The sequence below is a fragment of the Psychrobacter sp. P11G5 genome, assembly GCF_001593305.1.
GTDB lineage: Bacteria > Pseudomonadota > Gammaproteobacteria > Pseudomonadales > Moraxellaceae > Psychrobacter.
The window spans coordinates 583,066-598,232 of the sequence record NZ_CP012533.1; the positions used below are offsets into that span (position 1 = coordinate 583,066).

12 protein-coding genes and 4 tRNA genes are annotated in these 15,167 nt (G+C 42.1%); 11 read left to right on the forward strand and 5 right to left on the reverse strand.

Features of this window, described 5'->3' with window-relative positions; translation table 11 throughout:
- Positions 1-202: 202 nt before the first annotated feature.
- Complete coding sequence (locus AK825_RS02440; RefSeq protein ID WP_068034453.1) at positions 203-616, reverse strand: Ohr family peroxiredoxin; 414 nt, start codon at positions 614-616, stop codon at positions 203-205.
- A gap of 298 nt (positions 617-914) precedes the next feature.
- On the opposite strand from AK825_RS02440, the gene AK825_RS02450 reads away from it, so the two are divergent.
- Positions 915-1,832, forward strand: coding sequence for a hypothetical protein (locus AK825_RS02450; protein WP_068034456.1), 918 nt, complete (start codon positions 915-917; stop codon positions 1,830-1,832).
- Positions 1,833-2,075: 243 nt separating this feature from the next.
- Here AK825_RS02450 and AK825_RS02455 read toward each other — a convergent pair whose 3' ends face one another.
- Entirely contained in the window at positions 2,076-3,425 is a 1,350-nt protein-coding gene (locus tag AK825_RS02455; RefSeq protein WP_068034458.1) for a rhodanese-like domain-containing protein, read from the reverse strand.
- A gap of 262 nt (positions 3,426-3,687) precedes the next feature.
- On the opposite strand from AK825_RS02455, the gene AK825_RS02460 reads away from it, so the two are divergent.
- The 10 genes from AK825_RS02460 to rimI all read left to right on the forward strand — a co-directional run bounded on the left by AK825_RS02460 (position 3,688) and on the right by rimI (position 12,651).
- Complete coding sequence (locus AK825_RS02460) at positions 3,688-5,310, forward strand: peptide chain release factor 3 (protein WP_068034460.1); 1,623 nt, start codon at positions 3,688-3,690, stop codon at positions 5,308-5,310.
- 188 nt (positions 5,311-5,498) lie between these two features.
- Positions 5,499-6,353, forward strand: a complete 855-nt coding sequence (locus AK825_RS02465; RefSeq protein WP_068034462.1) for an RsiV family protein — start codon at positions 5,499-5,501, stop codon at positions 6,351-6,353.
- 89 nt (positions 6,354-6,442) lie between these two features.
- Complete coding sequence (locus tag AK825_RS02470; RefSeq protein ID WP_068034464.1) at positions 6,443-7,708, forward strand: FHA domain-containing protein; 1,266 nt, start codon at positions 6,443-6,445, stop codon at positions 7,706-7,708.
- Between the two features lie 310 nt (positions 7,709-8,018).
- The gene (gene trpE, locus AK825_RS02475) at positions 8,019-9,515 is read left to right on the forward strand and encodes an anthranilate synthase component I (RefSeq protein ID WP_068034466.1); all 1,497 of its coding nucleotides are present in this window, start codon (positions 8,019-8,021) and stop codon (positions 9,513-9,515) included.
- Between the two features lie 239 nt (positions 9,516-9,754).
- Positions 9,755-9,830: transfer RNA gene (locus AK825_RS02480), tRNA-Thr, on the forward strand.
- Positions 9,831-9,896: 66 nt separating this feature from the next.
- Positions 9,897-9,980: transfer RNA gene (locus AK825_RS02485), tRNA-Tyr, on the forward strand.
- A 114-nt stretch (positions 9,981-10,094) separates the two neighbouring features.
- A tRNA-Gly gene (locus AK825_RS02490) sits at positions 10,095-10,168 on the forward strand.
- Between the two features lie 116 nt (positions 10,169-10,284).
- Positions 10,285-10,359: transfer RNA gene (locus tag AK825_RS02495), tRNA-Thr, on the forward strand.
- Between the two features lie 430 nt (positions 10,360-10,789).
- Positions 10,790-11,980 carry an elongation factor Tu gene (tuf, locus tag AK825_RS02500; RefSeq protein ID WP_068034471.1) on the forward strand — a complete coding sequence of 397 codons (1,191 nt, stop codon included), beginning with the start codon at positions 10,790-10,792 and terminating at the stop codon, positions 11,978-11,980.
- 173 nt (positions 11,981-12,153) lie between these two features.
- A complete protein-coding gene (rimI, locus tag AK825_RS02505; protein WP_068034472.1) occupies positions 12,154-12,651 on the forward strand; it encodes a ribosomal protein S18-alanine N-acetyltransferase in 498 nt (165 codons plus the stop codon).
- A gap of 51 nt (positions 12,652-12,702) precedes the next feature.
- On the opposite strand, the gene AK825_RS02510 is transcribed toward rimI, so the two are convergent.
- The 3 genes from AK825_RS02510 to trxB all read right to left on the reverse strand — a co-directional run bounded on the left by AK825_RS02510 (position 12,703) and on the right by trxB (position 15,089).
- On the reverse strand, positions 12,703-13,140 hold the full coding sequence (locus AK825_RS02510; RefSeq protein WP_068034475.1) for a MerR family transcriptional regulator: 438 nt from the start codon (positions 13,138-13,140) through the stop codon (positions 12,703-12,705).
- Between the two features lie 107 nt (positions 13,141-13,247).
- Positions 13,248-14,054, reverse strand: coding sequence for a leucyl/phenylalanyl-tRNA--protein transferase (gene aat, locus AK825_RS02515; protein ID WP_068034476.1), 807 nt, complete (start codon positions 14,052-14,054; stop codon positions 13,248-13,250).
- On the reverse strand, positions 14,055-15,089 hold the full coding sequence (gene trxB / locus AK825_RS02520) for a thioredoxin-disulfide reductase (RefSeq protein ID WP_068034478.1): 1,035 nt from the start codon (positions 15,087-15,089) through the stop codon (positions 14,055-14,057).
- Between the last annotated feature and the right edge of the window lie 78 nt (positions 15,090-15,167).

The window sequence follows — 15,167 nt, forward strand, 5'->3', positions numbered from 1 at the left end:
TTATAACGATAAAAAACCTTCTTGCCGAATTGATGGCAAACTAATAAATGGATAGTGGAAATAATAAACAATTACGATGTTGACGAGCCAAATTCGTCGCCAATAAAAAAAGAACCCAGACCAGCTGAGTTCTTTTTTATTTTTAATAGCTGTATATATTTAATAGCTTTTTATATTTCACGACATTATCATTATTAAGCGCTTATTTTACTTCTGAAGTCACTTCGCTATCGACATTACCATGGGTAGCTTTAGAATACGGGCAGACTTTATTGGCTTTCTCAACCAACTGTTGGAATTCATCCGCTGATAGTTCTGTATTTTCACCAATCACATGGATTTTAACGGCCAATTGAAAATCTAGGCCTTCACCTTTCATCAAATCTACCGATACTTCAGTGGTAGAATCAAACTTTGCTTTCTCTACCCCTTTGACGGCAGCAAGTGCACCATCAAAGCAAGCAGCATAGCCCATGGCGAATAGTTGCTCTGGATTGTTGCCTTCTTTACCAGAACCCGGTGCAACCATATTAATCGTCAAGTCGCTGTCTTGAAGGCTAGCACTACCTGTACGACCGCCAGTAACCGTGCCTTTAGTAGAATATAGAGTTTTCATAACACATCCTTTGTTGTCAGTTTTTATAGAAAATTCATTTTGTTAGCCATATAACTTGACCAGCATAACAAATTTTTAACGCAACTCTATATAGCGGTAGTAAACCTATGCTATCAATTTGTAAGCAAGTCTTATAGGTTAGTAAATTTAAGTACATGCTTGATATACACGCTCCAGCAGTATTAATGTAAGCTAGGAGTATAATATAAATATTTAAAGGTATGCTACGAGCGTCAGGAACAACCATAGCTCAATACCTTTACTATTAAACCATCTTCACTAATAAGGACACTCTGCGATGAAAAAAGTAAATAAACGACTACTTGCTCCGCTTACCATCTCCTTATTGGCTATCACTCTCGCTGGCTGCAACGATGAAGACAATGGTATTTTTGGTTCAGGTAATAGCAACGAGTTTACGATAACGAGCTTCGATAGTAGTTATGATAATCAAGCGAACGCTAATGCTGTTGCGCGCATCGATGAGACCTATCGCACTGGTGAGCGTGAGATTAAAGTTAGGAATATTGTTAATAACTACCGTAACCTAGGCATCAATGATTTAGACAAAACAGTATTGGCAGATAACTTTGAAGGTAGGCTTGAAAATAAAAATATTGAAGTAAATAGGCGTACGATTAAGCGTCCTGTTTATGAAAACAATAGTAATAATAAATTTGATTATGAAACCACTTACCAGGCTCTTGATTTATCGGGGGTTATTGCCAATAGCTACAACGATGGCAATACGCTAACTAATAGTAATGGTATTCGTACTGATTTGAATAATTATCCTAGGATTGCAACCGATGCCAGCTTCCCAGTTGGGTCAGTTTGCTATATCCCTGTAACGACTAGCGAGCGGTTATTCTTAGCCTTTAATGCAAAAAATGAAACCATCTATCAAACGCTTGACGATTGGATTGAGGTGACGGAAGAGCGTTTTAATGATAATCGCAAATTCAGTACTACTAAATTTAGAGTAGGATCAGGCAATGATGAAAGAGCGGCTAAAGTAGAGTTTTTTGAAGCCAAAAATCAGCCTGCGTATTTATATAGCGGTGTTGATTATAAAGGAGATATTTACGAAGTGGACTATGTGACTAAAGGTGCGACTAATCCTAATACAGACAGTCGTCGCGGGGTTGTTGATTGCACATTGGTCAATGACGTAGCTGGCGATTTCTTAGCAGAGCAAATCGAACGATATTATTAAAAAATCTAAAAAGTAGTTCTAACATAAGTTTTTCTAGGACGTGTTATCAATAAATTATATGAGCCAGATTACGGATTATTCGTCTGAGATAAATAATCCGTCAGTGCTATTTAAGAAATTATTGCCATCGCCCAAGTATCAGCTAAGCCTAAGGCAATAATTAATTTAAACGCGACTATTCAAAAATTTGCTAACTAAAAGAAGGCATTCGCTTCGAGAAGAAAAATAATCGCGTTTAAGATATCAGTCATGCGCGGCTTTCCATGCCCCCATTGAACCTAGATAAATATCAAGCTTGTCGAAACCTCGACTCGTTAGCCATCCTGCCGCTACCGTCGCTCGCGCGCCACTGGCACACATCAATGTATAACGATGGTTTTTATCGAGTTCGTGCCAACGTTCATTAAGCTCACCGACATAGATATGCTGTGACCCTTCAATCGCGGTGGTCGCTCGTTCGTCAGCGTCACGGACGTCGAGCAGTGTCCAGTTTTCAGCGTTATGAAGGCGATCTTCAACCTCAGTTGTGCCGATCATAGGCGTTTGTTGCATCTTCTGACCTTGCGCGGCAGCAGGGACTACACCGACATAACCTCCTATAACATTATCAAAAGCTATTCTCACCAGATGTTCCATAGCAGTAGCAAGCTGATCTTCATTAGATGCAATCAGCGCTAAGCTTTCTCCCTCTCCGATGAACCATCCGGCAAAGGCGGAAATCATGCCCACAGGTAGACTCATAGCGCCGGGCAGGTGACCGGAAGCATATGCCATTGGCTCACGAATATCGATTAAATGATCAGCGTTACAGCTATTGAGTTGTTGGAGCGAAATATTGCGTGGTCGAATAACCAACGGAGGCGCATCGCCACCCTCCATATTGAGTCGTTCCATTAGTCTGAAATACGGCGGCTGGTAGTGATTTTCGTTAATCTTGAATTGTATAAAGGCGTCGCGGTCTGTGATTTGTAAACGTGGGTTATTTAATCTTTCGTGACCGATAGTAGAAAATTCGCGCTCTGCCATGCCTGATCCGCAGACTGATCCAGCACCGTGGGCAGGGTAAATAATAGCCTGATCGCCTAACGCTAAGATCTTTTGTAGCGAATCATAAAGCAGGCCTGCGACTTCTTCGCGTCGATCAGGGTAGAAATCAGTACGCCCAACATCACCAACGAATAGCGCGTCACCGGTAAAAACTCCAACGGCCTTTTTTGGGTAAGCGGTATCGAATAGCGCATAAGCAAGATGGTCATCAGTGTGGCCAGGCGTTTCTAGTACTCGAATTTTAAGCTGGCCAACGGTGAAGCAATCACCGTCACGTACTGTTTGAGCATAGACGATAGGCTGTTCGGGGTTCGGTCCGTGCAGTACGGTAGCACCCGTCATGTCTGCTAAAATTGGCGCGCCAGAAACTAAATCTTCGTTGCGATGGGTTTCAAAAATATGGGTAATCTCAAGCCCTGCTGCGCGCGCTTTTTCTACGTAAATTGCGCAGTCGCGACGCGGGTCAATCACTATAGCTTTTCCGCCTGACCCGACTAGATAAGATAAATGCGCAAGTCCGGGTGTCTTAATCTTTTCGAGCAGCATAGCCATCTCCTTACTATATAGTTATCAAGAGTACATACTTTTAATATCAAAGCTTAATATTAGAAAAGGGTATCAAGTAAGTATTATGATTGCTGTACTATCTTATATATTATGAGTATGCATATTGTTTCAAGACACCAGTAAACGCCAGTAAAAATAGCATTTTAGGCGTAAATCCGCTACAATACGCCCACTAAAATCCTTCATACCTACTGTTATATCCTGCTATTTCCTTCCAAAATTTAACGATAAGTTATCCATTATGAGCGCAGATTCTAAACTCCCAGCAACCAAGCTATCTCCAGCTAAGCTTGCCCGCGAAGTTGCTAAACGCCGCACCTTTGCTATTATTTCGCATCCGGATGCTGGTAAGACCACCATGACCGAAAAGCTCTTGCTATGGGGTCAAGCGATTCAGGTTGTAGGCGAAGTTAAAGGCCGCAAAACTGATCGCCATGCTACCTCAGATTGGATGAGTATGGAGCAAGAGCGTGGTATCTCAATTACCACATCAGTCATGCAGTTCCCGTATCAAGACCATGTGGTCAACCTGCTCGATACCCCAGGTCACGCCGACTTTAGTGAAGATACCTATCGTACCTTGACCGCAGTGGATAGTGCGCTGATGATGGTTGATGGTGCTAAAGGTGTTGAAGAACGTACCATCAAGTTGATGGAAGTGTGCCGGATGCGTGATACGCCGATTATCTCATTTGTCAATAAGCTGGATCGTCAGATTCGTGAACCGCTTGAGCTGCTTAGCGAGATTGAGACTGTCCTTAAGATTAAATGTATTCCGTTAACTTGGCCCATTGGTATGGGACAGGATTTTATTGGTGTCTACCATTTAACTGAAAACAAAACTTATTTTTATCAAAAGGGTCACGGCGGTGATATGACCGTCGCTGAAACTCGCGAAGGCTATGATTATCCTGATATCCGTGAGCGTTTGGGTAAGCTAATGTTTGACTCTTTTGAAGAGTCGCTTGAACTGGTACAAATGGCGCTGGAAGATTTTAGTGTAGATGCGTTTTTAGCTGGCGAGATGACACCAGTATTGTTTGGTACCGCATTGGGTAACTTTGGTGTCAATATGGTGCTGGATACGCTTGTGAAGTATTCCCCGCCCCCTAAAGCTCATCCTACCAATGAGCGCGAAGTCTCCGCTACTGAGCCTGATTTTACTGGTTTTGTCTTTAAGATTCAGGCAAATATGGATCCGCGTCACCGTGACCGTATTGCATTCTTACGTGTCTGTTCAGGTAAGTACGAGAAAGGTATGAAGATGAAGCACGTGCGTCTGGGTAAAGAGGTACGCATTGCCGATGCTCTGACTTTCCTCGCGGGTGACCGTGAAGCGTTAGAAGAAGCCTACCCAGGTGACATTATCGGTTTGCATAACCATGGTACTATCTCAATTGGCGATAGCTTTACCGAAGGTGAAGTGCTGAACTTTACCGGCATTCCACATTTTGCCCCTGAGCTTTTCCGCCGTGTGGTGCTCAAAGATCCACTCAAATCTAAAGCCTTACAAAAGGGTTTGCAGCAGTTAAGCGAAGAGGGCGCAACACAGGTCTTTATGCCGCAGATTAATAACGATTTAATCTTGGGCGCGGTGGGTGTGCTCCAGTTTGAAGTAGTCGCACATCGTCTAAAAGAAGAGTACAAAGTACAATGTGTTTTTGAGCCGGTATCTATCGCAACGGTACGCTGGATTCATTGTGATGATGAGGTAGCATTGGCTAAATTTAAACGCAAAGCTCATGACCAATTATCATTAGATGGTGGTGGTTATTTAACTTATCTTGCACCATCACGTGTCAACTTGCAGCTGATGCAGGATCGCTATCCAGAAGTGACATTCAGTAGTACACGCGAGCATTAAGATTAATTATTTAATCATACATATTTTTAGTAAGAGACACGCCAGCCGTGTCTTTTTTCGTTTAGGTGTTTTATTTAAAATAAAGAAATACTGCTAAAAATCTAACGGCTAAAACAGTGTTCCTACAATAACCAATGATGATTACGGTAGAATATCTGTAAATGTCGTCTATTAATTAAAGAGGATATATGTCAAAAGCTACTCGGACTCATACCATAAAGCGTCTAAAAACTAAGCGCAGAGCCATTATAAATGGTGGTCTACAGTCGCTTACGGTTTTTGGTAGTGCTATCCTGTTGAGTGCAATTATCCTACCTGCCAATGCCTCTACCCTCATCAGTACGACAGACTATCTCGATTATAATTTGCCTAAAAGCTTACAAGAGCGCTGTGTTGAGCGCGAAAACTGTCCAAAGATTGAGGTCAAATATCTTAAAACCAATCACGCTTGGATAAACGATATTGTCAATGCACGTATCAATAATTTAGTCGTCAACAGTAAACCGTCTGAGTCGGCACCTATCAAATCCAAAAGCAATCAAGCAGATGTTAAAGCGGCCATTGATGACTTTACTGCTTCACAATTTGCTGATTTACCTGAGGGCAGTGCGTTTGTTTATAACTTGATGATCACGCCTGAATATTTGGGTCATGTAAATAATTTTGAGTTGTTTGAGATAAGTTCTTATGTCTTTACGGGTGGCGCTCATGGTATGCCGTTTAGTGAATATCTCATATTTGATCAAAGTAGCAAAAAGCAAATACAGCTAGCAGACATGTTGCAGAAGGGCAAAGAATCGCGTTTTGAAGCGTTAGCGTATGATGCTTATAAAAAATGGATTAGCACGGTCGCTGATGACGTTGGTAGCTATGAGAAAAGCTGGCCATTTACCTTAAGTGATAATGTAACATTGACTGATAAAGGTATCGATATTCGTTACCAGCATTACTCTATCGGGCCATATGCTTACGGTATGCCAGTGCTTAGTATTCCATATAGTAAACTTGATAATATTATCAAACCTCATTTCATTCCAAAATAAGATAGCAATAATTAATCAGTTGCAGCATGACTAAATAAGCGGTATTACCTAACAGTTTCAACAAAATTTTTATAATAAGGAGTAGCAAAATGACAAGCAACTTAGATGAGAATAATGTGTCAAAGACAGAAGCAGAAACGGTTACTTGGCAGCTTAATGCGCTAACAGAGGCGCTTGGCGATTTAACGTTAACCGTTAATGATAGCTTATCTATCGGACGTGGGAATGATAATGATGTAGTGCTAGGAAGCAAGTCAGTATCACGCAACCATGCGTTACTTAGTGTCTTAAACGGTGATTTATATATTAAGGATTTGGACTCATCGAACGGTACCTTTATCAATGATAAACGTATTGAAGGGAATAAATCCACGCATCTTAATTCTAATGATACTGTTGGTTTTGCTAGCTTTGTTTTTAAAGTTGCCGCTCCAATGGAAGCCGAAACGGATTCAGCCCCAGTGGCTAAACCAGTAATTGGTACGCAAGCTGACGTTACGTCATCTGATGCTGAAGTAGCTAATACGGACGAACAAGAAAAAGAAGCCCCTTCTGTGGTCGCTACACCTGTCGTTACACCTACAGAACAGCCAGCAGTGCTGGAGTCAGCTCAGGTTGACGCTCAGGATACAACTAAGACGCTTGATGAGTCAGTAATAGATGCGGATTCGGTTGTTTCTTCACCAGTAGTCTCTCCCGTAGCGCCCGCTACCGAAGAAAATACGATTGTAGACAGCGTGGATAGCACAAAGATTGATAGTACAGAGATGGATAGGGTAAAGACCGAAAGTCCATTGAATGAGAAGGCAGACGAGCCAGTAGTCAAAGAGACGATAGTTGCAGAAGTGCTGTTATCTGCGGACAATGAGACAGCAGAGACGCCAGTTGCTACCGTAGCAGAACCTGCTTCTCAACCAACTTCAGCGCCAAGTACGGCAGCAGAAAAGGAGACAGTGATGTCTAATGATAAGTCTCAAGAGACGCTAAACAATGAGACGCTAAACAATGAACTTACAGCCAAGGAGCCGGTAGCGAAGCAGCCAGTAGCTCATCAAGAGCCAGAAGTCGCTCCAGAGCATGACAAGACGACCAAAACAACACTCCAAGAAGAAGCTGATCCAGATGTACTACGTGCCAAACAAGCGGCAACTGCACAGTTCTCTGGGACTGCTAACCTAGGGCAGGCTCGTGATCTGGGTACTGAAGGCAACAATGCGATGGATCAAGCTATCGATAATCCTGCCAATGCAGGATATGTAGAGAAAAAACCTAGTGGTAGCTGGTTTATTTGGGTATTTATCGTCATTCTTATTATCGGAATCGCTTTGTGGTTATTTAATATGGGCGGTGTTTGATAATTCGTTCAACACGTCCTAGTATTAGCAATTTATTTAAGCAATAATCGTTTAGCTTATTTGTCTTACTATTCGCCTTTTTGAGAGGTTCTACGATAGAGGTACGAACTGTTCAGTAATCCTAAACCATACTAACGTTAGCCAGTTTTGTTATACTGGCTAGCCAAGTTTTGATTAAGTTTGGTCTGTCTCCAATTTCTTACTAGTTCAGGCTTTATTCATCGTAATATTAAGCTTGTACTGTGATTCTATTACTCCTGTTTTTACTACTTTTATCTTTTGCCAAATTTGTGCTAAGAGACTGTTTACTATGATGACCTTTGAAGAATATGATGCCTTTAAGACACAGGGGTATAGCCATGCGCCCCTCGTCAAAAAACGTTTAATGGATGCACAAACCCCTGTCTCTGTGTTTTCTAAAGTACGTGATTTAAGCGGTTCAGCTTATCTATTTGAGTCTGTGGTAGGCGGTGAGCGTTGGGCACGATATTCGATGATTGGTTTGGGTAGTGACTTAATTTTGCAGTATACGGATGGTTATATGACCATCAAAAAAGATGACAAAATCGATATCGATGCGGTTGATGATCCATTTGATTATATTCGCAAGCTTATGGCGCAATATAAAATGCCAACGGTAGATGAGGTAAAAGCGTTACCGAGTTTCAGCGGTGGGTTAGTGGGCTATTTCGGTTATGACATGGTACGAGTTATTGAGCCGAGCGTTGGATTATCGGATGCGCCGAACCCAATGTCGCTACCTGATATGTGGCTGATGCTATCGATGAGTGTGATTGTCTTTGATAATCTCGAAAATACCTTGTCAATTATCGTCTATGCCGATTGTAATAATGAGGATGGTTATGGCGCTGCCATTCGTGAGCTTGAAAAGATCGAAGACAAGCTCGCTGAAATGCCCAATTTAAGCGCGCCAATTATGCCTACACCAAGGTTCAAATCACAAACCGGTCAAGAAAAATACTGCGCTGACGTCAATAAAATAAAAGACTATATATTGGAAGGGGACGTGATGCAGGTTGTTCCTGCGCAGCGTTTAACTGCAGATTACACTGGTGATTCACTAGCTGTATATCGGGCATTGCGCTTCTTAAACCCATCACCTTATTTATTCTTAGTGCACGGTTATACGCTTGATGATCATAAGCGCTTTGATATCATCGGCGCATCTCCTGAAATCTTATCACGTATCGAAAATGGCACAGTAACTGTCCGTCCGCTGGCAGGCACACGCAAACGTGGTCAAGATGAAGCAGAAGACTTGGCACTTGAAAAAGAGCTACTTTCTGATAAAAAAGAAATCGCTGAGCACTTGATGTTGATTGATCTTGGACGTAATGATATTGGCCGTGTTTGTGAATATGGTAGTGTTAAAGTCACCGAAAAAATGTTTATCGAGCGCTATTCACAAGTGATGCATATTGCCTCTAACGTCGAAGGCAAGATATTGCCTGATAAAGATGCGCTTGATGTTTTTTGTGCCACTTTCCCAGCAGGCACGCTATCAGGTGCGCCCAAAATTCGTGCTATGCAAATCATTGACGAGGTTGAGCCAGTCCGCCGTACTGTATTTGGTGGTTCGGTCGGTTATCTAGGCTGGCACGGAAATATGGATACTGCTATTGCTATTCGTACCGCAGTAATGCGCCGCGGTAAAATACATATCCAAGCAGGGGCTGGAGTAGTTGCTGACTCAATACCAGAGGCAGAGTGGGACGAAACTAACAAAAAGGCCTTGGCACTGGTCAAAGCAGTAAAAATGGCCTGTGATGGATTGCGTATTCGCTAGAGACTGTTGTTATTAAATAGTGTTTGTTCAGTACTATTTGCTAGGTGCTATTTACTCAATACCTAGCAAAGTAGAGTAGGGAGATATAGTAAGTGCAATAAACAGCATTTTTTTGTATAAAAAAACTCTAGTACAATCAAGTGCTTGAAGTTTTTTATCAAAATAAGCGTAAAAAAAACGAAAAAGAGCTTGCGTCTGTCAAAATATTTGATAGAATAGCCACCACTTTGAGAGAACAAGCCGACTTAGCTCAGTTGGTAGAGCAACTGACTTGTAATCAGTAGGTCGCCAGTTCGATCCCGGCAGTCGGCACCATCTCTTTCAAAGTAGCTTTTTATGAATTTGCTTTAAATTAAAGTGATTTTGTTCAAAGCAACCTAAGGTGGGATTGGGGAGCGGTCAAACCCAACAGACTGTAAATCTGTCGCGAAAGCTTCGAAGGTTCGAATCCTTCTCCCACCACCATATTTTCTTAAGTTTGTCATAACGCCAAGCATACTCGCTATACATAATTACTCTTTATATTTATACTATTATTCTGTATTTATACTATGAGAGTTACTTTGCATAAGAGTTATTGCGGGTGTGGTATAATGGTAACACCTTAGCCTTCCAAGCTAATGACGCGGGTTCGATTCCCGCCACCCGCTCCATATATGTGGCATCAATTGCAAATCATTATTGAACAATTAATCACGACAATCAGTTATCATTATTGACTGTTTCGTGATATTTTTTTTAGTAAACCCATAAGGGTTACCTAAAATACGCTCATATAGCTCAGCGGTAGAGCACTCCCTTGGTAAGGGAGAGGTCTTGAGTTCAATTCTCAATATGAGCTCCATTTATTATTCATATGATTTTTGCAACGTTAACGTTGTGGGCAGTTATGGGTTACCAAGATATTCACGTTATACAAAAATATAAAGTTCTGCGCTGATATTGAAAAATGTAAAGTCAACTCGGTAAATGATAATTTAAAGGTAACACCGAGGTGTTGCCTTTTAGTGCTGTCAGTATATTAGTTATTATGTAAGCTACTAAGATATGATAAGTTACTGACATAAGTTACTACCTATTATAATGACCGCATATACTGAAAAGATTGAAAATGTTAGCATAGTGCCCATATAGTATGTTTATGCTAATAACTAAAGTTTAATAGTTCTACCCTAGCGTCAACGGTTTGATGGTTTTAATTCTGTCATAAGCCGTCAAACAGCTATTTACCGATCTTTGATTAATGAAGATTCACCAATAAAGAGGAAATACCCATGGCAAAGGCCAAGTTTGAACGTCTAAAACCACATGTCAACGTTGGTACCATCGGACACGTTGACCACGGTAAAACCACCCTTACCGCTGCTATCGCAACCGTAGCTGCTAAAACTTCAGGCGGCGAAGCCAAAGACTACGCGTCTATTGACTCAGCTCCAGAAGAAAAAGCACGTGGCATCACCATCAACACCTCACACGTAGAATATGACACCGAAGCACGTCACTACGCACACGTTGATTGCCCAGGTCACGCCGATTATGTTAAAAACATGATCACTGGTGCCGCTCAAATGGACGGCGCAATCCTAGTCGTATCAGCGACCGATGGCCCAATGCCACAAACGCGTGAGCACATCTTGCTATCACGTCAGGTTGGCGTACCATACATCATCGTATTCATGAACAAATGCGACATGGTCGATGACGAAGAATTGCTTGAGCTAGTAGAAATGGAAGTTCGTGAACTTCTTAACGACTACGACTTCCCAGGCGACGACACCCCAATCATCAAAGGTTCTGCTACCGAAGCCCTAAAAGGCAACGAAGGCCCATACGGCGAACCAGCAGTTGTTGAACTACTAAACGTACTAGACACCTACATCCCAGAGCCAGAGCGTGACATCGACAAAGCATTCCTAATGCCAATCGAAGACGTCTTCTCAATCTCAGGTCGTGGTACCGTCGTAACTGGTCGTGTTGAATCAGGTATCGTACGTGTTGGTGACGAAATTGAAATCGTTGGTATCCGTGACACCCAAAAAACCACCTGTACGGGTGTAGAGATGTTCCGTAAACTGCTTGACGAAGGTCGTGCAGGCGAAAACTGTGGCGTACTACTACGTGGTACTAAGCGTGAAGACGTACAACGTGGCCAAGTACTAGCTAAGCCAGGTTCAATCACTCCTCACACCAAATTTGACGCAGAAGTATATGTACTGTCAAAAGAAGAGGGTGGTCGTCACACACCATTCCTAAACGGCTATCGTCCACAGTTCTACTTCCGTACCACTGACGTAACTGGCGCAATCCAATTACAAGACGGTACTGAAATGGTTATGCCTGGTGATAACGTTGAGATGGGCGTAGAGCTTATCCACCCAATCGCTATGGACAAAGGTCTTCGCTTCGCTATTCGTGAAGGCGGCCGTACTGTAGGCGCTGGTGTTGTTGCTAACGTATTGAACTAAGATTTAACCCACTCAGAGTTATCTGAGAAAGTTAAACCGTTAGTCGAAAAGCCATTCTCATTGAGGGTGGCTTTTTTGTGGGTGAAATAAGGGGATTAAATAATATAAGTGAACAACGATTAACGTTTACGATAAAATAAGCGCATTAAATAATAAGAATAAAAGGACAGGCCGTGTTCATTGTAGAAAGTATAGAAGAGCTGCCAATTAACGCAATAGAGTTTGAACAAGTGATTCAAGCAGTAGCAAATATTGAAGCTATGGTACAGCCGCAAGACATGTGGACTTATGAGACGTTAATCGAATTGCTCAAGCAAGATAGTATTAAGATGCTTAGTATTTGTGAGCAACAAGAGAAGGCTATCAATAATAAGGTAGTTGGTTATTGTTTATATCAAGTGGTTTTTGAACAAGCAGAAATTTTACGTATTGGCACCCATCCTGACTATCAGCGCCAAGGTATCGCATCGCAAATTTTTACTAGCTTAAATAAAGAGCTACAGAATCAGAAGGTGGAGAGCTTACTATTAGAGGTACGCGCAGATAATTTTGCAGCTATTGCCTTATATGAGCAGCAAGGATTTACTGTGATTCACAGACGTAAAGGCTATTATCAAGCACCGCATCAGCCAACAGTTGACGCTTTAATTATGCAGCGTGTTTATGTTTAATCACCATTTTTAGCCCATTAGAGGTTCACTCGTTCAGATTGAGGACACGCCCTAAGGTTGTAAAGGTATTTTCTTTTTACAGACTTCAACATCGATTTTATAGTCACTGTCTGTTCTCATACGCTCTAAAATATCAATTCTTTCGCTTAACATCTCTACCATAACACTGATATTGGCTTGTTGTTTTCTAACTTGTGCCAGTTTTTGCTGCGTAAGCATCAGCTGCAAATCAATATCTAGCTGACCGTCATAATAATCATTGAGACTATCCTTGATTTCAATAAGGGTGAAGCCAATAGCCTGTGCGCTTTTAATGAGCTCAATACGTTCTACGCATTCTGGATGAAACTCAGTATACAGCCGTGATCCAGCTTGGCGTTTACGCGATTTTAGCAGCCCTAGTTGATCGTAATGGCGTACTGTATCTTTGGTCGTATTGGCCTGTGCTGCCAACGTTCCAATCAGTAAAAATGATGTATCAGCTGCCATAGGGTAATCTCATAAATGTAATGATTAACAAAAAGGGGAGGGATAAGAAAGCTCTGAATTCATGCAATGATATAGACAGAAGACTACGTGTGCTTTAGTTTTATTTTTTAAACATTTATTTGCCATGCTTCTGACATATCCAGTCTAGCAACTGCCATCGGTTTATGAGAATTATTTTGCCATTGTACCGAATGGCCTCCAATAAGCGTGTCCAACTGTGTCAAAAAATCAGCACGTGGCAAGGTCTTAGCCCCTAAGCTCATCAAATGCTCATTGGGCAATTGACAGTCCACAAGTGCGACATTGCTTTGTTCGCATAAACGCATCAAGCCCCAAAATGCCAGTTTAGAAGCATTAGAGCTACGGTGAAACATTGACTCACCAAAATAGATGTTGCCTATTTTTAGACCATACAAGCCGCCAATCAGCTGTCCGCTATCATCCCAAACCTCAACGCTATGAGCAAAGCCGTGCGCATGTAGCTCGGTGTAAGCCTCAATCATCTCATCGTGAATCCATGTATGCTCACCCTCAGTCTGTTCATTATTGAGGGCATTACTACGCGGTAAGCTACAAGCGCGTATGACGTCATCAAATGCTTGATCAAGCGTAAGCTGCCAGCGTTCCTTTTTGGCCTGACGGCGTAGTGATTTACTTGGCACATAATCAGTTGGCACCATTACACAGCGCGGCTCAGGGCACCACCACGCAATAGGTTCATCTTCATTGAACCAAGGAAACAATCCCTGTGCGTAAGCTGAAATAAGTGTTTCAGGTGCTAGATCACCACCTATAGCGACAATCCCAACGCCATCAGGATCAATGATGGCAGGGTTAGGGAAGTCATAACGCCCAAGACTTTTTAGGGTCTCAGGCGTGATATGAGGGGTAAACTTTTCAGAGAAATGACTCATTTAAGCTTCATTATCAGCAGTTAAGGTTGATGCATAAGTATGATCAGTAGCAACGGCTTCACCAATGGCATCCAGATATTTTTCTGCATCAAGTGCTGCCATACAGCCAGTACCCGCTGAAGTAATCGCCTGACGATAGACATGATCGGCTACGTCGCCTGCTGCAAATACACCTTCGATGCTGGTTTGAGTCGCATTGCCATTAAGACCACTATTAACGATGAGGTAGCCGTCTTTCATGTCTAGCTGATTTTTGAATAAGTCAGTATTTGGCTTATGACCAATCGCTACAAACATACCATGGCTATCTAACTGCTTGGTGCTGCCATCAATCATCGATTCGATGATAACACCATTGACACCCATGTCATCGCCGACTACTTCTTTGACTTTGTGGTTCCATTCGATTTTGATGTTGCCATTCTTGGCTTTTTCAAATAATTTGTCTTGTAAAATTTTTTCAGAACGCAAGCTATCACGGCGATGCACTAAAGTAACTTCAGAGGCAATGTTTGATAAATACAAAGCTTCTTCAACTGCCGTATTACCACCACCAATGACAGCGACTTTTTGATCTTTGTAAAAGAATCCGTCACAAGTAGCACAGGCAGAAACGCCTAAACCTCTAAATTTGGTTTCTGATTCTAGACCTAAATACTGAGCAGAAGCACCTGTTGAGATAATAAGCGCATCACAAGTATAGCTGCCATTGTCGCCGGTCAGCTTAAAAGGACGCTCGCTTAAATCGACAGCATTAATGTGGTCATAAACCAATTCGGTACCGAAGCGTTCGGCATGGGCTTTCATACGATCCATCAGTGCAGGGCCTGTTAGATCATGAGCATCGCCTGGCCAGTTGTCGACTTCGGTAGTGGTGGTTAATTGTCCACCCACTTCCATACCAGTAACCATAACAGGCTTTAGGTTGGCACGTGCTGCATAAACAGCGGCAGAATAACCTGCTGGGCCTGAGCCTAGAATAATAAGTTTTTCGTGACGGGCTTCTTGAATAGCAGTAGTGTTTTCAGTTGACATGTTTTTTCCTTGCTAAATAATAATGATTAACTATTAGAAATTATTGAGTGCTGTTAATTATATGTGATACTAACATAA